13 protein-coding genes are annotated in these 20,732 nt (G+C 71.8%); 3 read left to right on the forward strand and 10 right to left on the reverse strand.

Annotated elements, in window-relative coordinates; genetic code table 11:
- Positions 1–49: 49 nt before the first annotated feature.
- Positions 50–1,132 carry a CobW family GTP-binding protein gene (locus tag O7595_RS07815; protein WP_269728006.1) on the reverse strand — a complete coding sequence of 361 codons (1,083 nt, stop codon included), beginning with the start codon at positions 1,130–1,132 and terminating at the stop codon, positions 50–52.
- 701 nt (positions 1,133–1,833) lie between these two features.
- On the opposite strand from O7595_RS07815, the gene O7595_RS07825 reads away from it, so the two are divergent.
- Positions 1,834–3,477: an ATP-binding protein gene (locus O7595_RS07825; RefSeq protein ID WP_269732413.1), complete on the forward strand. Its 1,644-nt coding sequence runs from the start codon at positions 1,834–1,836 to the stop codon at positions 3,475–3,477.
- 357 nt (positions 3,478–3,834) lie between these two features.
- Here O7595_RS07825 and O7595_RS07830 read toward each other — a convergent pair whose 3' ends face one another.
- The 3 genes from O7595_RS07830 to O7595_RS07840 form a co-directional block, all read right to left on the reverse strand.
- Entirely contained in the window at positions 3,835–5,427 is a 1,593-nt protein-coding gene (locus O7595_RS07830) for a solute symporter family protein (protein WP_269728007.1), read from the reverse strand.
- Positions 5,424–5,990 (reverse strand): DUF485 domain-containing protein, encoded by a 567-nt coding sequence (locus O7595_RS07835; protein WP_269728008.1) that lies wholly within the window; start codon positions 5,988–5,990, stop codon positions 5,424–5,426. Before O7595_RS07835 ends, O7595_RS07830 begins: the two co-directional genes overlap by 4 nt.
- Before the next feature lie 133 nt (positions 5,991–6,123).
- A complete protein-coding gene (locus O7595_RS07840) occupies positions 6,124–8,241 on the reverse strand; it encodes a DNA gyrase/topoisomerase IV subunit B (protein WP_269728009.1) in 2,118 nt (705 codons plus the stop codon).
- A 435-nt stretch (positions 8,242–8,676) separates the two neighbouring features.
- Between O7595_RS07840 and O7595_RS07845 the strand changes: the two genes are divergently transcribed.
- A complete protein-coding gene (locus O7595_RS07845) occupies positions 8,677–8,907 on the forward strand; it encodes a DUF7455 domain-containing protein (RefSeq protein WP_269728010.1) in 231 nt (76 codons plus the stop codon).
- 227 nt (positions 8,908–9,134) lie between these two features.
- Here the strand turns inward: O7595_RS07845 and O7595_RS07850 are convergent, their stop codons facing one another.
- From O7595_RS07850 to O7595_RS07875, 6 genes are all read right to left on the reverse strand, one after another.
- Positions 9,135–9,968, reverse strand: a complete 834-nt coding sequence (locus tag O7595_RS07850) for a S1 family serine peptidase (protein WP_269728011.1) — start codon at positions 9,966–9,968, stop codon at positions 9,135–9,137.
- Positions 9,969–10,250: 282 nt separating this feature from the next.
- Complete coding sequence (locus O7595_RS07855; RefSeq protein ID WP_269728012.1) at positions 10,251–11,822, reverse strand: RNA polymerase sigma factor; 1,572 nt, start codon at positions 11,820–11,822, stop codon at positions 10,251–10,253.
- A 345-nt stretch (positions 11,823–12,167) separates the two neighbouring features.
- Positions 12,168–13,055 carry a FadR/GntR family transcriptional regulator gene (locus tag O7595_RS07860; RefSeq protein WP_269728013.1) on the reverse strand — a complete coding sequence of 296 codons (888 nt, stop codon included), beginning with the start codon at positions 13,053–13,055 and terminating at the stop codon, positions 12,168–12,170.
- A gap of 159 nt (positions 13,056–13,214) precedes the next feature.
- Positions 13,215–15,206 carry an ATP-binding cassette domain-containing protein gene (locus O7595_RS07865; RefSeq protein WP_269728014.1) on the reverse strand — a complete coding sequence of 664 codons (1,992 nt, stop codon included), beginning with the start codon at positions 15,204–15,206 and terminating at the stop codon, positions 13,215–13,217.
- Positions 15,207–15,366: 160 nt separating this feature from the next.
- Positions 15,367–16,125: an NUDIX hydrolase gene (locus tag O7595_RS07870; RefSeq protein ID WP_269728015.1), complete on the reverse strand. Its 759-nt coding sequence runs from the start codon at positions 16,123–16,125 to the stop codon at positions 15,367–15,369.
- A gap of 502 nt (positions 16,126–16,627) precedes the next feature.
- Positions 16,628–18,397 (reverse strand): DUF4192 domain-containing protein, encoded by a 1,770-nt coding sequence (locus O7595_RS07875; protein WP_269728016.1) that lies wholly within the window; start codon positions 18,395–18,397, stop codon positions 16,628–16,630.
- 112 nt (positions 18,398–18,509) lie between these two features.
- Here O7595_RS07875 and O7595_RS07880 point away from each other — a divergent pair, with 112 nt between their 5' ends.
- A complete protein-coding gene (locus O7595_RS07880; RefSeq protein WP_269728017.1) occupies positions 18,510–20,681 on the forward strand; it encodes a RecQ family ATP-dependent DNA helicase in 2,172 nt (723 codons plus the stop codon).
- Positions 20,682–20,732 lie beyond the last annotated feature (51 nt).

A 20,732-nucleotide genomic window follows, 5' to 3' on the forward strand; every position in this document is an offset into this window, starting at 1 on the left:
CCCGAGAGCGGAGGGGGGCGGATCGGCCGCGGGCGCCGACCGGCCCGGATCAGTCCCCGGGCGGTTCCTCCGGGGCGTCCCGCTGCTCGGGCACGTAACGCAGCACGCCCCACATGCTGTGCTCCTCCGGGCGGTCGTCGGCGCCGGTGGTTCTGGCCGCGCCGAGCCGGCCGAGCAGCGCCCCCGTGTCGGTGCCCGAGCCGATGAGCACGAGCCGGGTGGCCTTCTCGGTTCCGTCGGCGGGCCAGGGCTCCGGGTGGAAGCACAGGAAGCGGCCCACCGCGTGGATCGCGTAGCGGTTGCGGGGGTCGGCCTCGCCGAAGTCCACGAACCCCTTGATCCGGTACAGCCCTTCGGGCCGTGAGTCCAGGAAGTCCAGCAGCCTGCGCGGGTGCAGGGGCTCGGACGTCTCGAACGACACCGTGTCGTAGGCCGCGTGCAGATGCTCGTGGTGACCCCCCGCGTCGATGTCGCCGTGCTCGCCGTCCTCGTGGAGGTCGTCGAAGGACAGTTGCCCCACCCGCTCACCGGGTGGACGGCATTCGAAGAGCAGCTCGGGGTCGACGCGTCCGTACGTCGCCTCGACCACGGCGGAACCGCGGGCCAGTGAGGTGATCCGCTCCCTCAGTCGCTGCCGCACTCCCGGGCCGACCCGGTCCGCCTTGTTGACCACGACCAGGTCGGCGATCCCGAGGTGCCGCTCGATCTCGGGGTGCCGCTCGCGGGTGGCGTCGAACTCGGCGGCGTCGACGACCTCGACGAGGCCGCCGTACACGATCCGCTCGTTCTCGCTGGCGAGGACCATCCTGACCAGTTCCTGGGGCTCGGCGAGCCCGCTCGCCTCGATGACGATCACATCGAGGCGAGCGGCGGGCCGGGTGAGCCTTTCCAGGAAGACGTCCAGCTCGCTCGTGTCGACGGCGCAGCACAGACATCCGTTGCCGAGGGAGACCGTGGAGTCGCCGAGCTGGCCGGCCACGGTCATGGCATCGATCTCGATGGCCCCGAAGTCGTTGACGATCGCGCCGATCCGGGTACCCCGGCTCGCTCGCAGGAGATGGTTGAGCAGCGTCGTCTTGCCCGATCCCAGGAAGCCCGCGAGGACGACGACGGGGATCTGCGGACTGCTCAAGACGGGACCTCCTGGGGCGTTCGTGCGTCGGCCCCAGGATATGGGCACGACACGGGCCGTTCAGGAGGCCTTCGGGAGCGGCTGCGGCGGCTGCCGGTCCCACACAGCGCGCGGCAGGTCGGATGATCGCGCGCACCTCGTCGGGCAGCCGGCGCAGGGCGGCCGTCCCGGCGCGGAACGCCCCCGTCGTTACCGACGAGGAGATCGCCGACTGGCTCTGGCGGCACCCTGGAGCGTGGGATCCGGTTCACCGCCCCGTCCGAACCCCTCGCCGCGGCCCGTCGGGCCGTCGAGGCCCTGCCCGCGCACAGCGGTTCCACGGATCGGCTGCGGGCGGCCGCCGTCGCTGCGGCGGCAGCCGACCCCTCCGCTTCGACCTCGGTCCGTCCGCCGCGACCGGCGTCGGGCGCACACTCGTCCCGACGTTGGTCGACGCCCTGCCGGTGGCCGGCACCGCCCTCCGCGGCGAGAGCCGGCTCGCCGGGCGGCGGCCTGCCCGCGGCATCGGACACGTGGCCGGAACGCCTCCGCCTGCGCAGATCCGGTCCGCTCGGACCCGTGGCCGTACCGCCGTGTCGGGGATGCGGTCCGCCGGGCCGGCGACGGCGGGCGAAGCTCTCGGAATCCGTCGGCCCACCCCGCGGGCGGCACCGGGAGGGGGAGTTCCCGAAGGCCGTCCCGGACGCTTACCGTGCATGCGTATGAGCCCCGCATCGACCGGCCCCGCCGACGTGACCCCGAGATGGCGGCGGTTGGGCCGGCCGCGGCGGGTCTTCGCACAGGTCCTGCTGATGCAGTTGGCCGTCGCCACCGGTGTCACCGTCCTGGCCACCGGCCTCTTCCTGGCACCGCTCAGCTCCCAGCTGGACGACCAGGCGATGCGCCGCGCGCTGGCCATCGCCGAGACGACCGCGTCACCGCGGGTGGCCGCGGGCCTGCTCGCCTCGGAGCCGTCCGCGAGCGGCCCCGTCCAGGCCGAGGCGGAACGGATCCGGCGCAGCACCGGTGCCGAGTACGTCGTGATCATGGATCGGCGCGGGGTGCGCTGGTCCCACACCGAGCCGGCGGCCATCGGCGAGGTCGTCTCCACCGACCCCAGCCAGGCGCTCGCCGGCAGGCATGTGATGGGTATCGAGAGCGGGACGCTCGGCCGCTCGGCCCGGGGCAAGGTGCCGCTGCGCGACGACGACGGACGGATCGTCGGCGCGGTCTCCGTCGGCATCGAGTACGACAGCGTCCGCGAGCGGCTGCTCGACGCGATCCCCGGGCTCCTCGCCTACGCGGGCGGCGCCCTCGCCGTCGGCGCCCTGGTCGCCTACATGATCTCCCGCCGGCTCCAGCGGAAGACCCATGACCTCGCCTTCTCCGACATCTCGGCGCTGCTGGCCGAACGTGAGGCGATGCTCCACGGCATCCGGGAAGGGGTGGTCGCCCTCGACGGGGCGGGCCGGATCCGGTTGATGAACGACGAGGCCCAGCGACTGCTCGGGCTCGGCCGGGAGGCCGGCGGCAGGCTGCTCGAGGACGCGCTCGGTCCTGGCCGCACCGCGGACGTGCTGGCCGGCCGGGTCATGGGCGAGGATCTGGTCACGGTACGGGGCCATCGCGTCCTGGTCGCCAACCGGATGCCGACGGACGACGGCGGCGCCGTCGCGACGCTGCGCGACCGCACCGAACTGGAGCAGTTGGGCCGTGAACTGGACTCCACCAGGGGACTGATCGACGCCCTGCGCGCCCAGGACCACGAGCACGCGAACCGGATGCACACCGTGCTCGGGCTGCTGGAGCTGGAGATGCACGAGGAGGCGGTCGCGTTCGTGACCGAGGCCGTGGGCGTGCACCGGGCCACGGCCGAGCAGGTCACCGAGAAGATCCACGATCCCCTCCTGGCGTCCCTGCTGGTCGGGAAGGCTACGGTGGCGGCCGAGCGGGGCGTCTCGCTGCGGATCGCGTCCGGCACGCTGCTGCCGGACCGGCTCGTCGACCCGCGCGCTCTGGTGACCGTCGTCGGCAATCTCGTCGACAACGCGCTGGACGCGGCAGCCGTGTCCGAGGACCCGCGCATCGAGGTCGGGATTCGCGTCGAGGACCGCACGATCGTCCTGCGGGTCTCGGACAGCGGACCGGGCGTACCCGACGGCAGCCGCGAACTGATCTTCACCGAGGGCTGGTCCACGAAGGAGCCGCCGGTGCACGGCAGGCGCGGGCTCGGACTGGCACTGGTCCGGCGCTTCGCGGAACGGCAGGGCGGCAGCGTCCGGGTGGCCGAGGCCGGCCCGTCGACGGGCGGCGGCGCGGAGTTCACCGTCGTCCTGCCCGAGGCGCTGGCCGAGCAGCGCCTCTGACCGGGGCCCACGACGGCGGGTGGGACGCGGTGACGACGGGGTCCGAGAGGCGGATCGAGGTTCGGGTCGTGGACGACGACACCGAGTCGCCGAGATCAACGGGCATATGTGGCCGAGGTGCCCGCGTCCGCCCCGGCGCACTCGGCGGCCGAGGCGATGGCGTGATCGCCGCGAGCTCGGTCGGCCTGATCCTGCTGGGCCACTGCCCGCCGCCCACGTCCGACTCAGCCTCCGCCAGGGCGAGACGAGTCGCCCGGTGCACCGCCGCACCTGGACGACGAGCGGGGACGGCGATGGGACGGCCGGAGCTGACCCCCGGACACCCGGCCGCTGATGCGGTCGGCACCCCGGACTTGCTCAGACCGCACCCGCGCCCGTCAGCGACCGGACCTCCGTCTCCGCGTGCTTCGCCTCGTCCGGCTCCTCCGAGGACGTCACGGTGCCCAGCCAGCCGGCGAGGAAGCCGAGCGGGATGGAGACGAGGCCCGGGTTCTGCAGCGGGAAGCACCGGAAGTCCAGATCGGGAAACAGCGACTCGGGGCTCCCCGACACCACCGGTGAGAGCAGCACCAGCAGGACCGCCGGGATCAGGCCGCCGTACACCGACCACACGGCGCCGCGGGTGGTGAACTTCCGCCAGAACAGCGAGTAGAGCAGCACAGGGAGGTTCGCCGACGCGGCGACGGCGAAGGCGAGCCCCACCAGGAACGCCACATTGAGGTCACGGGCGAGCAGGCCGAGCGCGATCGCCGCGGCGCCGATGACCGCGGCGGCGACCCGTGCCACCGCCACCTCGCTGTATCCCTTGCCGTGCCGCCTGCTCAGCGACGCATACAGGTCGTGGGCGACCGACGCCGACGAGGCGAGCGTGATGCCGGCGACGACGGCGAGGATCGTCGCGAAGGCGACCGCGGCGACGACGGCGAACAGCACCGTGCCTCCGGTGGAGCCCGCTCCACCGCCGAGGTCGAGGGCGAGCAACGGGACCGCCGTGTTCCCCGCGGCGTTCGACGAGCGCACCTCGTCGGTGCCGAGGATCGCCGCCGCGCCGAATCCGAGCACGATCGTCATCAGATAGAAGCTGCCGATGAGCCCGATGGACCAGACGACCGAGCGGCGGGCCGCCCGGGCCGTGGGCACGGTGTAGAAGCGGGACAGGATGTGCGGCAGACCGGCGGTCCCGAGCACCAGGGCGAGCCCGAGGCTGATGAAGTCCAGACGCGCGGTCCAGTCCGTGCCGTACCGCAGTCCCGGCGAGAGGAAGTCCGTGCCGTGCCCGCTCTGCGCGGCCGCGGTGTCCAGCAGTTCGTTGAGGTCGCCGTGGAAGCGGGTCAGGACCAGCACGGTGAGCGTGGTGGCGCCGGCCATCAGCAGTACGGCCTTGACGATCTGGATCCAGGTGGTGGCCCGCATCCCTCCCATCGACACGTAGACGACCATCAGCGCGCCGACGCCGACGACGGTCCACGAGCGCGCGGCCTCGCTCGTCCCGCCGAGGAGCAGGGCCACCAGGCTGCCCGCCCCCACCATCTGCGCGACCAGATAGAGCACGGACACGGCGACCGAGGAGGTTCCCGCCGCGATGCGGACGGGGCGCTCGCTCATCCTGCTGGCGACGACGTCGGCGAGAGTGAAGCGGCCGCAGTTGCGGACCAGTTCGGCCACCAGGAACAGCACGACCAGCCAGGCGACGAGGAAGCCCACGGAATAGAGCATGCCGTCGTAGCCGTAGAGGGCGATGAGCCCGGAGATGCCGAGGAAAGAAGCGGCCGACATGTAGTCGCCGGCGATGGCGAAGCCGTTCTCCATCGGTGAGAAGAGCCGTCCGCCGGCGTAGAACTCCTCCGCCGAGCCGTGCCGGTTGCGGCCGACCCAGGTGGTGATGGCCAGTGTCACCGCGATGAACGCGCTGAACAGCACGAGGGCCAGGGTCTGGTGATCGCCCGTCACTGGTCCTTCTCCCGCGCCGCGTCGGCCTGTCCGGGCAGGGGGAGCCCTTCGGCGGGACCCGTCTGCCGGAAGTCGTCACCGGGCTCCGCTTCCGCGTCCCGTGTCCGGTCGAAGACCGCCCAGCGGAGATCCAGTGCCGCACGGTCCCTGCGCAACCGGGCGTGACGGGCATAGGCCCAGGTCAGCAGGAAGGTGCTGAGGAACTGGCCGAGCCCCGCCACCATCGCCACGTTCACGGCGCCGATCACCGGCCGGGCCATCAGCGCGGGTGCGGCCGTGGCCGTGACCACGTACGCCACGTACCAGATGAAGAACGCAGTGGTCGCCGGCACGACGAACCGCCGGTAGCGGCTGCGGACCTGCTGGAAGGCCGCGCTGCGGTGCACTTCCAGATAGATGTCGCTCGCCCGGTGACGGTGGCCGCCGGCGCCCCCGGCCGCTGCCGCCGAGGGTACGGACGCCTCGTCCGCACCGCCCGGCTCACCCCAGCCGGAGGCCAGCGCGTCGTACCACGGGTCGTCGATGCGGACCGCACCGTCGTCCCGGCCTTGCTGCTTCTCCACGCTCAGTTCTCCTTGTCAGCAACCGTTACGGCCGCGTGCCCAAGGATGGACAGAACGGGGGGATCCCGGACTCTTCTCTTGTTCTCTTCACCCCATCAGGTGACGGAGGCCGGCGCTCCGCCCGGGCGGGGTGTCACGCGTCGATGCGCGAGCGGTCCAGGGTCGCCGCGGAGCTGGTGATGAACTCCTTGCGCGGTGCGACCTCGTTGCCCATGAGCAGGTCGAAGATCTGCTCCGCCGCCTCCAGGTCCCCGATGTTGATCCGGCGCAGCGTGCGGTGGCGCGGATCCATCGTGGTCTCCGCGAGCTGGTCGGCGTCCATCTCTCCGAGGCCCTTGTAGCGCTGGATGGAGTCCTTGAAGCGGATCCCCTTGCGCTGGAACTCCAGCAGCGTGGTGCGGAGTTCGTTGTCAGAGTACGTGTACACGTACTTGTCCTGGCCCTTCTTGGGCTGGACCAGCTCGATCCGGTGCAGCGGCGGGACGGCGGCGAAGACCCGGCCGGCCTCGACCATGGGCCGCATGTAGCGCTGGAAGAGCGTGAGCAGCAGACAGCGGATGTGCGCACCGTCGACATCGGCGTCCACAAGCAGGACGATCTTGCCGTAGCGGGCGGCGTCGATGTCGAACGTACGGCCCGAGCCCGCCCCTATGACCTGGATGATCGAGCCGCACTCGGCGTTCTTGAGCATGTCGGAGACCGACGACTTCTGGACGTTGAGGATCTTGCCGCGGATCGGCAGCAGCGCCTGGAACTCCGAATTCCGGGCGAGCTTGGCCGTACCGAGTGCCGAGTCGCCCTCCACGATGAACAGTTCGCTGCGCTCGACGTCGTCGCTGCGGCAGTCCGCGAGCTTGGCGGGCAGCGAGGAGGACTCCAGGGCCGTCTTCCGACGCTGCGCCTCCTTGTGCTGGCGGGCGGCGATCCGTGTGCGCGCGGCGGCGACGGCCTTCTCCAGCACGGCCCGTGCCTGCGCCTTGGCGTCGCGCTTGGTCGAGGTCAGAAAGGCCTTGAGCTCCTTGGCGACCACATTGGCGACGATGCGGTTGGCCGCGGAGGTGCCGAGGACCTCCTTGGTCTGGCCCTCGAACTGCGGCTCGGCGAGCCGGACTGTCACGACGGCGGTCAGTCCCTCGAGGGCGTCGTCCTTGACGATGTCGTCCTCGGCCACCCGCAGCAGCTTGGCGGAGCGCAGCACCTCGTTGATCGTCTTGGTGACGGAGCGCTCGAAGCCGGTGACATGGGTGCCGCCCTTGGGGGTGGCGATGATGTTCACGAACGACCTGAGGGTCGTGTCGTAACCGGTGCCCCAGCGCAGCGCGATGTCGACGCCGAGTTCACGGGTGACCTCGGTCGGGGTCATGTGGCCCCGGTCGTCGAGGACCGGCACGGTCTCCTTGAACGTGCCGTGACCGCTCAGGCGCAGAACGTCGCAGACCGCCTTGTCCTGGGCGAGGTACTCGCAGAACTCGCTGATGCCGCCGTCGAAGCGGAAGATCTCCTGCGACTTGCCCTCGCCCTCGAGGTCGCGCTCGTCGCGCACCACGATGGTGAGGCCGGGCACGAGGAACGCCGTCTGGCGGGCGCGCTGGTGGAGCGTCTCCAGCGAGAGCTTGGCGTCCTTGAGGAAGATCTGTCGGTCCGCCCAGTAGCGGACCCGGGTGCCGGTGCGGTTCTTGGGCACCCGCTTGCCCTTGATCAGCCCGTTCGCCGGGTCGAACGGCGCGTCCGGGCCGGACTCCGTGAAGATGCCGGGGACTCCGCGGCGGAAGCTGATCGAGTGGGTCGCGCTGCCCCGGTCGACCTCGACGTCGAGGCGGGCGGAGAGTGCGTTGACGACGGAGGCGCCCACGCCGTGCAGACCACCGGACGCCGCGTACGAGCCGCCGCCGAACTTGCCGCCGGCGTGCAGCTTGGTCATGACGACCTCGACGCCGGACAGCCCGGTCTTGGGCTCCACGTCGACCGGGATGCCGCGACCGTTGTCGCGGACCTCGACCGAGCCGTCGTCGTGGAGGACGACCTCGATGTGGTCGCAGTGGCCCCCGAGGGCCTCGTCGACCGAGTTGTCGATGATTTCCCAAAGGCAGTGCATCAGGCCACGGCTGTCGGTCGACCCGATGTACATGCCCGGCCGTTTGCGAACAGCCTCGAGCCCCTCGAGGACGAGCAGGTGCCGCGCGGTGTAGTTGGAACCGTCACGGTCTGCGGTCAGCAGCGCACTGGACGGCACGGACGTCTCGGCGGTCACGCGGTTCGCTCCTCGCTGAATTTGAATGTGGCCGTGTGGGGGTAACGGCCCGGCGTCGGTCGCCGGTCAGAGGGTACCGAGGCCTGGTAGAGCCGATGTAACGCCACCCTCATGATTCAACATGCTAGTCCAGAGTCGCATACATGTTCGATCCCTCGATGGAGTGACGCGCACATCACGTTCCCTTCCAGGCATGAACCATTTAGGCTCCGGGCACGTCCTCATGAACAACCGGCAACCCAGCCGGGAGGATCCAATGCCCAGAGAAGCAAGCGAAACCGTAAAGCTAAGCAATACGGCACATTCGCCGCCAACCGGCAGCAGACAGCCACCTTGACGAAGAAGTTTCAGGGACAAGGCGCGAGCGGGAACGTTTTCGGCCTGGTTGGATGTTGACCCTGGTACGACAGCTCGTCGAGCTAGAGAAGAGGCGACGTGACTACTGTTCTGACCCCCGCGAGCCCGCTGACGGCCGCTGACCGCTGCGACCGCTGCGGCGCCCAGGCGTACCTGCGCGTCGTCCTGACAAGCGGCGGTGAGCTGCTCTTCTGTGCCCACCACGGGCGCAAGTTCGAGCCGGAACTCAAGAAGATCGCCGCTGAGATACAGGATGAGACGGACCGCCTGACGGCCGTACCGGCCGGCGCCGGAGACGACGAGCGCTGAGGTCGCATCCCACGACGAGCCAGGGGCCGGTCCAGGACCGGTCGACGGGCGGCCACTCCCTCCGGGGGTGGCCGCCCGTTCTCGTTCTCGCGTGCCGTACCCGGTGACGCGGGGTGCGCACGCAACCACGCCTGGCGACAGGGTCGACCTTCGAGCCGGTCAGCAGGGCGGGATTCGCGTCGCTCCATGGCCGAAATCATTCGGTCCATCACCAACTGGCGCACGTCTCACTGTTTGTCGGCCACCGTCGGCAGTACCTCACCGACCCGCGTGTAGACCCCGGGAGAGTCCGCCCGGCCGCATCCGCTGCCCCAGGAGACGATCCCGATCAGCCTGCCCCCCGCCACCAGCGGGCCGCCGCTGTCACCCTGGCAGGCGTCGTGACCGCCCCTGGCGTCACCGGCGCACATCATCGTGGCCGGCAGGTAGCGGCCTCCCATCACGCTGCCGGGGTACGCCTGCGCGCACACCGAGTCCGGCTGCACCTGCACCTGCGCGGCGCGCAGCGTCCGGGCGTACGTACCGGCCCCCGTCGTGTCGCCCCAGCCGTAGACCGTCGCCGCCGTGCCGGGCCGGTACGCCTCGTCGCCCCGACGGGCCGTCGCGATGGCGTACTGCGCGGGCAGGGCGCTGCCGAGCGTGAGCACGGCCAGGTCCGAGGAACTGGTCACGGGATCGTACCCGGGTGCGAACCGGACCTTCCTCACGGGGATCTCCTGGCCGCCGGTGCCGCGCAGGTCCTCACGCCCCGCGATCACCCGTAGATCGCGCACCTCGCCCACCGGCGCCCCCAGCACCTCTCGGCTGAGGCAGTGGGCCGCGGTGAGCACCTTCGTCGGTGCCACCACCACGGCGCCGCAGAACTGCCCGGCTCTGGTACCCCCGAACCGGTCACGGCTGGCCAGGGCGACGACCCAGGGGATCTCCGAGGACCGCACCGCCGACCCTCCGATGATCACACTGTCGGCGGCCGCCGGAGCCAGGGAGACGAACGGGGTCAGAGCCGCCGCGGAGGCCAGGGCCAAGGCCGCCGTCAAGGGTCGGGTGATGGGACGTCGCATGCGCTCTCCTGACTCTCCGGTGCTCTCCGTCCACTCAGCGTCGACCAACCGGACGCGGTCCGCACCCGCGCGGGTGCGGCGCGCGAGCACCCGGGGAGCCGATGGGCGGACTCCCGACCGGAAGAGGCCCGGACACGCCGGCGGGCAGGCGGCGCGGGCCGGGCGAGGAGACCGGTCGACCACCGCCTCCGGGCCCGGAGAACGCCCGGGGCAGCGGACAGGCGAAGGGCCCGGCTCCACCGGGATACCGGGCCCTCCGCCTGTGCGAGTGTCGTCCTCGTCCTAGTCCAGGTAGTCCCGCAGGACCTGGGACCGGGACGGGTGCCGCAGCTTGGACATCGTCTTGGACTCGATCTGGCGGATGCGCTCACGCGTCACGCCGTAGACCTTGCCGATCTCGTCGAGTGTCTTCGGCTGGCCGTCGGTGAGGCCGAAACGCATGGAGACGACACCGGCCTCACGCTCCGAGAGCGTGTCGAGCACCGAGTGCAGCTGCTCCTGGAGCAGCGTGAAGCTGACGGCGTCGGCCGGCACGACGGCCTCGGAGTCCTCGATAAGATCACCGAACTCGCTGTCGCCGTCCTCACCCAGCGGGGTGTGGAGCGAGATCGGCTCGCGACCGTACTTCTGGACCTCGATGACCTTCTCCGGGGTCATGTCGAGCTCCTTGGCCAGCTCCTCCGGAGTGGGCTCGCGGCCCAGGTCCTGGAGCATCTGGCGCTGCACGCGCGCGAGCTTGTTGATGACCTCGACCATGTGCACCGGGATGCGGATGGTGCGTGCCTGGTCGGCCATGGCACGGGTGATCGCCTGACGGATCCACCAGGTGGCGTACGTGGAGAACTTGTAGCCCTTGGTGTAGTCGAACTTCTCGACTGCGCGGATCAGACCGAGGTTGCCCTCCTGGATCAGGTCCAGGAAGAGCATGCCGCGGCCGGTGTAGCGCTTGGCCAGCGAGACGACCAGCCGGAGGTTGGCCTCCAGCAGGTGGTTCTTGGCACGGCGGCCGTCCTCGGCGATGATCTCCAGCTCGCGCTTGAGCTTCGGGGCCAGCTTGTCGGAGTTCGCCAGCTTGTCCTCGGCGAACAGGCCCGCCTCGATACGCTTGGCCAGCTCGACCTCCTGCTCCGCGTTGAGCAGGGGGACCTTGCCGATCTGCTTCAGGTAGTCCTTCACCGGGTCGGCGGTGGCGCCGGCCGCGGCGACCTGCTGCGCGGGGGCGTCGTCCTCGTCCTCGTCGGACAGCACGAAACCGGCGCTCTCGGCGCCCTCGGGCTCGTCGCCGCCCGCCTTGCCGGCCTGCGGCTCCTCGAGCGCCTCCTCGCCCTCGATCAGCTCCTCGGCGTCCTTCTTGGCCGCCGTCGTCTTCTTGGCCGCCGTCGTCTTCTTGGCCGCGGTCTTCTTCGCGGCGGTCTTCTTCGCGGCCGTCGTCTTCTTGGCCGCGCTCTTCTTGGCGGGCGCGGCGGTCTCGCCGGCGGGCGCCGCGGTGCTCTCGTCGTCGGCGGCGGCCGACGCCGCGGTGGAGGCGGCGACGGTCTTGGCCGTGGCCGTCTTGGCCGCGACGGTCTTGGTGGCGGTGCGCTTCGCCGGGCTCTTAGCTGCGACGCTCTTGCGGGTGCGCTTGGGCGACTCCGCGGCACTGACCATCAGCGTCACACCCTCTTCCTCGAGGATCTGGTTGAGGCTGCGCAGAACATTCTTCCACTGGGTTGGCGGAATCTGGTCAGCCTCGAAGGCCCGACGCACGTCATCGCCGGCGATCTGCCCATCAGCCTTTCCCCGCTCGATGAGCGCCATCACAGACTCGGACTCGGCGATCTCCGGCGGGAGCGTACGGGATGTGCTGGCCGACACGAACAACCTCTCGGAACGATGGAAACGGCTTCCGGCCCCGCCCATGATCGGGCCGGAGCCGACGACCGTCGGCTGGGGATGTACCGACGGCGCGGGCTGGACCTCGGAGAGTGAACAGCGCCGCGATCGGCGCCCGTATTCCCTCCTCGGCTGTCACCTCTTAGGTCATCGCACTGTCTCGAGGAGTGTTACGCCCAATCCGCGTGGCCCGAGTCACACCCCATTGACGACAAAACGACCAAATGGGGGTTCAATCAGCATTCGGCTCCACAATCGTGTCGCCGGACCCCAGGGTCCGGCGACACACGATGGGTACGCCTCGAACGCCCCGGCCGCAGCCGCGGATCAGTGCTCGCGCGGAGCCGGGACCACGCGCTCCACCTCGGGGTGGGTCGTGAGAAGTTGCCGCATGGCCGATTCCGCACCGTTCGCGTCGCCGGCGGCGAGGGCGTCGACGATCCGCGCGTGGTGCGCGAGGGAGGCCTCGGAGGGGCGGTCGCAGCCCGCGGCGGGCCCTCCCGAGACCTGGAGGGCGGCGGCGACGATGCCGGACAGGTGCTCGAGCATGCGGTTGCCCGCGACCTGGATCAGGAGCGAGTGGAACTCGGCGTCGGCACGGGTGAAGGTGATCCCGTCGCCCTGCGCGAGGGAGTGGCTCATGATCTCCACCATGTCACCGAGGCGCTGCTGCACGTCCTCCCTGCCGTGCCCGGCCGCCAGCCGGGCGGCGAGCGGCTCGATCGTCCAGCGGAGCTCGGCCAGCTCACGGCGCTGGTCGTCGCGCTGAGGGCCGAAGGCGCGCCACTCGATGATGTCGGGGTCCAGCAGGTTCCAGTCGCTGACCGGACGGACCCTGGTGCCGACGTTCGGGCGGGCGCTGACGAGACCCTTGGCCTCGAGGACCCGCAGCGACTCGCGGACCACGGTGCGGGACACCTCGAAGCGCTGGCCGATCTCCTCCGGCACGAGCGGACGGTCGGCCCCGAGGTCCCCGGAGACGATCATCTGGCCGAGCTGCTGGACGAGTTGACCGTGGAGCCCGCGGCCCCGGCTGCCCGCGGCACGGCGGCCGGCGCGGCCCAACTCGCTTTCCGCGGTGTCCCAGGCCGGAGGGCCGACCCGGTCGACGCCGGGCACCTCCGGGTAGGGGTATCGGTCGAGATCGCCCGGGCCGGCGAGGCCGGACTCGACGGGGCGGGCGGCGGTCATCATGGTGTGCGCAAGGGTACTCACGCATCCTTTGTCGGCGCGCCCTCAGCCACCCTTGAGGTCTTTGGTGAAAAGCACACGAAAGGGTGATCGGCGCCCGCCCTGCAATTGACGCCTTATCGGGAAGAAACGGTCATTCTTCGGGGAGTTACGGGCAGCTCATCGCATCGTGATCGAATTTGGTCAGCAACGAACTCTGTCGCGAAGACCGATGATCAGATACGAGCAGAACAGAATAGAGAGCGACAACGCCAGCGCCGTTCCCACTGGTTGGACGAGCGCCCGCAGCGCCGTGAGCAACCAGCGGTCCACCTCATACGGCCACTGCAGCCAGGTCAGCTCCCTCAAGCGCCCGGGAAATCCCGCTACCGAGCGCCCGGACGGCCTCGCGTACGCCTGCTGCACGAGGGGGACCACCGCCATCGGGACGGCGAGCACGGCGGCCACGCCGGCTGCCGTGAGGCGGAAGGTGCCCGCTGCGAGCAGGCCCGACCATGCGCAGCCGACCAGGAGTCCGACCCAACTGAGGCCGAGGGCGGGCCAGTTCCGGAACACGGGCAGGGGGTCGGACCCGTAGAGGAGCCACAGCGCCTGGGCGTCGAGCACGACGACGGCACCACCGATCACGAGAGCCGCCACGGCCGTCACCGTGAGCTTGGCGAGGAGCAGGCCCAGCCTGCGGGGGACTGTTCCCCGCGCGGCCGCCAGCGCGGGATAGCGGAACTCGTCCCCGAAGGAGAGAGCGCCGAGGACACCCGCCCCGAAGGCGGCGGGCGGCAGGGGCCATGCCTCGGGCCAGGCCGCGAGCAGGTCCCGCAGCGGGGTTCGGCCCGCGTACGCGAGCAGGACGGAGAGAACGGCGGACGAGACGAGAACGGCCGCCGTGATCAGATGCGTCGTCCGGACCCCGAGGAAGCGGCGCAGCTCGTACCGCAACGGCTGGAGCGGCTGCGACGGAACCCGCCCGGCGCGGGACGGGCCGCGGCCCGCACGGGAAAGGGGCGGGGTGGCCGGGGCCGGGCCGGCGGAGCGTTGCCCGGCCGGGGAGAAGGAGCCCACCCGGTGCGGCGCGGCCGAGGGGTGGTCGAGGGCGTTCGGGGCCGCGGATCGAGGGACCGGATCGTGCGCCGCCGCATGCTCCTGGGCGCCGTCGGGGCACGCCCGAGGGGCGGCGTTGCCCTGTTCGGTGCCCCCTCGGCCGACGGCACCTCCCGGGGCGGAGGCCGCGCCGGTTGCGGGCAGGTCGAGGACGGCGCCGGTCGCTTCATCGGCCCCCTGAGCGCGAGCGGGTACCGCGCGGGGTCCCGCGTCACCGATCTCGTCGGCGAGTTGGTGGACGAGAACGCCGTGGCGGAAGGCGGCGTCACCGATCTCCGCGCAGCTGCTTCCGTACACGGAGAGCCGGTTGCCGCCTTCGGCGACGACCTCGACGGAGCGGCGCGCCGCCCGCGACTCATGACTCAGCGCAGCGGCGAGCCGGACGGCGTGCGGGCTCAGGACGGCGACGCGCGGCCGGAGCCGGGTCCGGGCGAAGTCGGCCACGTCCTGATCGGCGACGAGCCGGCCCTTGTCGACGGTGACCACGCGATCCGCGGTCCTCGCGGCCTCCTTGGGGTCGGCGGTCGTGTAGAGGACGGTCCCGCCGTGCGCGGCGTGAGCACGCAGCAGGCCGAACAGCCAGCTGTGCTCACGCGGTGACAGCCCCCGGGAGGGGGCGTCGAGCAGCAGGGTGTGCGGATCCCCCAACAGCGCGGAAGCCAGGCCCAGTCTGCGGTCCATGCCGAGGGACAGCGAACCGAGGCGTGCGTCCCGCAGCGCGGCGATGCCCACGAGGTCGAGCATGTCGTCCGCGCGGGACACGGGCACTCCGGCGGCGGCACAGAGCATCCGGAGCTGGCCTCGCGCGGTACGGGCGGGGTGCCCGGGCACATCTCCCAACAGCACGCCCACCTCCCGGGCGGGGTTCGCGATGGCATGGAGGGGACGTCCGCGGAAGTACGTGATGCCACGGCCCTCCTCGAGTCCGAGCATCAGCAGCAGGGCCGTGCTCTTGCCCGAACCCCGTGCTCCGAGGAGGGCGGTGACGTCGCCCGGTCTTGCCTCGAAGGTCAGATCGTCCACGGCGGGCGCGAGGTACCGGCGGGAGGTGCTGGTGAGTCCGATGGCCTGGAGCATCGCTTCCCCTGCGGAGGTGAGACCGCTCGGCGACCGGGCGGGTGCACGGCGGGTGCGGATACCGCAGCACGATAACGCGATATTTCGGACTTTCTCGGCAGCCTCGTGACGCCGGGTGTCAGGGCGAGGGCACGGCTCACGAGCACAAGCCGCCCGGACGTCAGACCTCGGGGCGCAGCATCGGCGGATTGAGCAGGGTCGCGCCGCCGGCCCGGAAGAGCTGCGCCGGGCGCCCGCCCTGGCGGGTCGTCGTGCCGCCGGCGGGCACCAGGAAGCCGGGGGTTCCGGTCACCTTGCGATGGAAGTTGCGCGGGTCCAGGGCGACACCCCACACCGCCTCGTACACCCGCCGCAGCTCGCCGACCGTGAACTCCGGCGGACAGAACGCCGTGGCCAGCGACGAGTACTCGATCTTGGAACGGGCCCGTTCCACACCGTCCGCCAGGATCTGCGTGTGATCGAAGGCCAGCCGACCGGACTGGTCCTCGTCGCGCGCGCCCCCCTCCGGGCTCAGCAGCGTCCCGACGGGCGCCCAGCGCGCGTTGCTCGCGTCGCCTCCGGCCCGCGGCGCCGGGAGGTCCGGCGCGAGCGCCAGATGCGCGACGCTCACCACACGCATCCGCGGGTCCCGCTTCGGATCGCCGTAGGTGGCGAGCTGTTCGAGGTGGGCGCCGTTGTCGGGCGCGGGTGAGTGGGGGTCGTGCACGCAGAGCCCCGTCTCCTCGACGAGTTCGCGCGCCGCCGCGGCCGTGAGATCCTCGTCCGCCCTGACGAAACCCCCGGGCAGCGCCCACCGGCCCTGGTACGGCTGCTCGCCGCGTCGTACGACCAGAGCGCACAGAGCGTCGCGCCGCACGGTGAGCACGACCAGGTCGACGGTGACAGCGAAGGGCGGGAAGGCCGACGGGTCGTAGGGCATGCCGCGATCATAGTCGTCTTCCTGACGATAAACACTCCCTTCCTGATCGGAACCGCGACTTCTTGGTGCTCCGGATCGGCGGCCGCTCCGTGCGCCGACCGGTCCTCGTCCCCCCTCAACTTCGCCCCCTGGGGAGGCTCTCCCCTCCTCCTGGCCCGGCTCCCCCGATGCCCGGAGGACCGAGCCGTGCCGGGCCTTCGCCGGCCCCGCCCGGACGAGTCCGGGGCGAGTCCGGGCCCTGTCCGACCGGGGCCCGGACCGACCCGGGTCCGACGACGGCTCCGAAGCGGACGCAGCCGGTGAGGCGTCGGCACGGGACCGCGCCAGGAACGGAGCCGGGAGGAGTGAGCCGGCACCGGGCGGTGAGGGGCCGGGCTGTGATGGACCGGAACAGCGACGGGACGGAACCGGGCGGTTCGGCCGCGCGGACCGGGCGCCGGGTCACGCGGCCCTTACGAGGCACCGCTTCCCAGGATGGAGCGCCTGCGGCGAGGCCGGCCGATCACGCTCCGCCGCCGGTTCCCCTTTCCGCCGTCCCCCGACCGCCCGGGCGGGCCGGGCTCGGTGACGTGGCGTCGCCCTCGACGTTCGAAGCGCGCCGCCTGGTGGCCGAGGCCGCTCCCGGAACGGCCGGACCGGGTGCGCCCCTCTTCCGGCCTGCCGGACGCACGTGAGCCCCCGGCCGCGACAGTCCGGGGCGGGGCCGGGGCCGCCGCGTCCCCTCGGTCCGGTGACGCGGGGAGTGCGCGGGGGCGGCTGCGGACACGTCCTCCGCCGCCGCCGCGTCCGCAGCCGGCCCCGGACGAGCGGGCGGACCGGCCGTTGTGTCCTGGCCCGGCGCGGAGAGCCCGACCGCGGGTGCGGTGCCCGGCGCCGAGGCCGCCGCGGGCGTGGGATCCGGTGCGGCCGCCCGTGCAGCGACCGACTCCGTGGAGGGTCCTGCGGAAGCCGGCTCGCCCCCGACCGTGGGCTCCGCGGCGGCCGGCCCACACCCCGCGGAACCGGCCGTGAGCTCAGCGGTATCCGGCCCACACCCCGCGGAACCGGCCGTGGGCTCCGCGGCAGTCGATGCGCTCCCCACCGAACCGCCCGCGGAACCGCCCGAGGACATCACCGGTGCCGGAGCGCCCGGCACCGGCATCGTGCCGTGGGTCCGCAGGCAGCGGCGCAGTTCCTCGGGGTCCAGCCCGTCGTTGCACGCCTGGTGGAGGAGGCGCGCGAAGACGTACTCCGGATCCGAGCGGAGAGCGAGGCTGAGGGCGACTCGGGCGCTCGGCTCGTCGCCCGTGGACCAGGAGACCCAGCCGGCCAGCGAGAGCGGGGCGGCCGCATGCTCCGCGTAGGGTCCGACGCAACGACGGGCCAGCGCCCGCCACAGCCTGAGCGCGCGGTGGGCCTGCGGACCCTCCATCCACGCGGCGGCCCGGTCCCGGGTCTCGCGGTCCTGGATCCCGAGAATCACCGCGGCCGCCTCGGCGTGGGAGATCAGCCCGTCGTCGCGTGCGTCCGCCGAGGACGGGTCCATGTCGAGCGTCGCCCTCTCCCCCAGGCGCTTCATCAGCCGGCGGGCGAGCCTCAGGGTCTCGGTCCCGACCTGCTCCCTGCTCCCTCCGTGCAGGATCCTCGGGAGCAGGGCCGCGCCCGCGGAGTCCAGGGCCCGCTCCTGGTCGGCCATGGACGGGGTCCGCAGCGGCTCGAGGCGCGACTCCATCTCCCGCAGCGAGCCCCGGACCTGGATGCCCGCGTACGCCGCGGCCGCGGCCATGACCGAGGTGCCGGAGATCGCCATCGCCGTCCCCTCCGCCGGGCAGCAGCGGGAATCGGGGCAGCAGTAGCTCCAGAAGCGGCCGCCGGAAACGCACAGTGCCTCGGGGACCGGGACGTCCAGCGCGCCGCAGGAGGTGCGCAGCCACTGTGCGAGGGGACGCAGCCGCTCCATCACCGCCCGGCCGGTCTCCCCCTCCGCGGGGTCCTGGCACAGGAAGACGACGATTCCGTCCGGCCGGGAGCCCCGGCGCTCGCTGCCCTCGACGAGGCACTCGGCGAGGTGCTGGGCGACGGGCAGCCACTCGTGCGGGGATTCGGGGATGCCCAGGCGGAGCCGCCCGCCGAAGCGGCCCCGCCTGCCGTGGAGTGCGACGAGCACGATCGAGTCGGTCGGGTGGAAGCCCAGCATGTACGGCAGGGCGTCGACGAGTTCGGCCGGCCCGCGCAGGGTGATCTGCTGCTGCTCGCCGTCGGCCGGACCGGTGGGTTCGCGGTGCTTGTTCATGGCACGACGGTCCCGCGGACGGTCCTGGCCCCGCGACCCCTGTGGATAACGTTATCCACAGGCTGACCGGCTCGTTCGCGGAATGTCCTCGTCATCGGGTTGCATGGGGGGCATGACCAACGCAGACCGCGCAGCACTCAGGGCATCGGCCGACGCCGTACTCGCACGTCTCGTCGGGGACACCACCGGCGCCGCCGAACTGCGCGAGGACCAGTGGCGGGCCATCGAGGCGCTCGTCGCCGACAAGCGCAGGGCGCTGGTCGTGCAGCGGACCGGCTGGGGCAAGTCCGCCGTGTACTTCGTCGCCACGTCACTGCTGCGTGAGCGGGGCAGCGGTCCGACGGTGATCGTCTCGCCCCTGCTCGCGCTCATGCGGAACCAGGTGGAGGCCGCCGCCCGGGCGGGTGTCCGGGCCAGGACGATCAATTCGTCGAACACGGAGGAGTGGGAGACCGTCCAGGACGAGGTGGCCGCCGGTGCGGTGGACGTGCTGCTGGTCAGTCCCGAGCGGCTGAACAACCCGGACTTCCGGGACCAGGTGCTGCCGAAGCTCGCCGCGGCGACCGGCCTGCTCGTGGTGGACGAGGCGCACTGCATCTCGGACTGGGGCCATGACTTCCGCCCCGACTACCGGCGGTTGCGCACGATGCTCGCCGATCTGGCGCCCGGTGTCCCGGTGCTGGCCACGACCGCGACGGCCAACGCCCGTGTGACCGCCGACGTGGCTGAGCAACTGGGCACCGGCGCGGGTACCGACGCGCTGGTGCTGCGCGGGCCGCTCGACCGGGAGAGCCTCAGCCTCGGCGTGCTCCAACTCCCCGACGCCGCCCACCGGCTGGCCTGGCTGGCCGATCATCTCGGTGAGCTGCCCGGCTCGGGGATCATCTACACGCTCACGGTCGCGGCCGCCGAGGAGGTGACGGCTTACCTGAGGCACTGCGGACACACGGTGGCGTCGTACACGGGCCGTACGGAGAACGCGGACCGGCAGCAGGCGGAGGACGACCTGCTCGCCAACCGGGTCAAGGCCCTGGTCGCCACCTCCGCGCTCGGGATGGGGTTCGACAAGCCGGACCTCGGATTCGTGGTGCACCTCGGATCGCCCTCCTCGCCCATCGCCTACTACCAGCAGGTGGGCAGGGCCGGTCGCGGTGTGGAGCATGCCGAGGTGCTGCTCCTGCCCGGCAAGGAGGACGAGGCGATCTGGCAGTACTTCGCCTCGGTCGCCTTCCCGTCCGAGGACCTCGTGCGCCGCACCCTCGACGTGCTGGAGCAGGCGGAGCGGCCCCTGTCCCTCCCCGCGCTGGAGCCGCTCGTCGAGCTGCGCCGCACACGGCTGGAGACGATGCTCAAGGTCCTCGACGTGGACGGAGCGGTGCACAGGGTCAAGGGCGGCTGGACGACGACCGGCCGGCCGTGGGTGTACGACGCCCAGCGCTACGCATGGGTGGCGCGTCAACGCGAGGCCGAGCAGCAGGCGATGCGTGACTACGCGTCGGCTGTGGCCTGCCGGATGGAGTTCCTGCGCCGGCAGCTGGACGACGAGGAGGCCGCCCCGTGCGGCCGCTGCGACAACTGCGCCGGCTCCCGCTTCGACGCCTCGGTGTCCGCCGCCGCACTGGATGCCGCGCGCGGTGAACTGGGGCGCCCGGGCGTCGAGGTGGAGCCCCGCAAGATGTGGCCCACAGGTCTTCCGGCGGTCGGCGTGGATCTGAAGGGGCGCATTCCCGTGGGCGAACAGGCTTTCACGGGCCGGGCGCTGGGCCGGCTCTCCGACATCGGCTGGGGCAACCGGCTGCGTCCGATGCTCTCCGCGCAGGCCCAGGACGGTCCGGTGCCCGCCGATGTGGCCGATGCGGTCGTCAGTGTCCTGGCCGACTGGGCCAGGGGCCCGGGTGGTTGGTCCTCCGGGGCCGCCGACGCACCTGCCCGTCCCGTCGGCGTGGTGACCGTCGCCTCGCGCCGCAGGCCGGGCCTCGTCGGCTCGCTCGGAGCCCGCATCGCGGAGGTCGGGAGGATGCCTCTCCTCGGCGCCGTCGAGTACACGGCCGGTTCGGAGGACCGGCACATCTCTCGCACGAACAGCGCTCAGCGGGTGCGGGGGCTGCATGAATCCCTCGTCGTCCCACCGGATCTGGCACGGACGGTGGCCGAGGCGGGCGGTCCGGTGCTGCTCGTGGACGATCTTTCGGACAGCGGCTGGACCCTCGCGGTCGCGTCACGTCTGTTGCGCCGAGCGGGAGCTGAGGGGGTGTTTCCGCTGGTCCTGGCAGTTCAGGCGTGAGGGGAGAGTGACAGCGTGCAGCGGCGGGCAGGGATATGAGCACCATTTCTG

Origin of the sequence: Streptomyces sp. WMMC940 (assembly GCF_027460265.1) — a bacterium.
GTDB lineage: Bacteria > Actinomycetota > Actinomycetes > Streptomycetales > Streptomycetaceae > Streptomyces.

Bases quoted from the DNA above. Each gene is read 5' to 3' on its own strand.
- O7595_RS07875 (WP_269728016.1), bottom strand. From the start codon at position 18,397: ATGAACAAGCACCGCGAACCCACCGGTCCGGCCGACGGCGAGCAGCAG.
- O7595_RS07825 (WP_269732413.1), top strand. From the start codon at position 1,834: ATGAGCCCCGCATCGACCGGCCCCGCCGACGTGACCCCGAGATGGCGG.
- O7595_RS07880 (WP_269728017.1), top strand. From the start codon at position 18,510: ATGACCAACGCAGACCGCGCAGCACTCAGGGCATCGGCCGACGCCGTA.
- O7595_RS07870 (WP_269728015.1), bottom strand. From the start codon at position 16,125: ATGCCCTACGACCCGTCGGCCTTCCCGCCCTTCGCTGTCACCGTCGAC.
- O7595_RS07865 (WP_269728014.1), bottom strand. From the start codon at position 15,206: ATGCTCCAGGCCATCGGACTCACCAGCACCTCCCGCCGGTACCTCGCG.
- O7595_RS07850 (WP_269728011.1), bottom strand. From the start codon at position 9,968: ATGCGACGTCCCATCACCCGACCCTTGACGGCGGCCTTGGCCCTGGCC.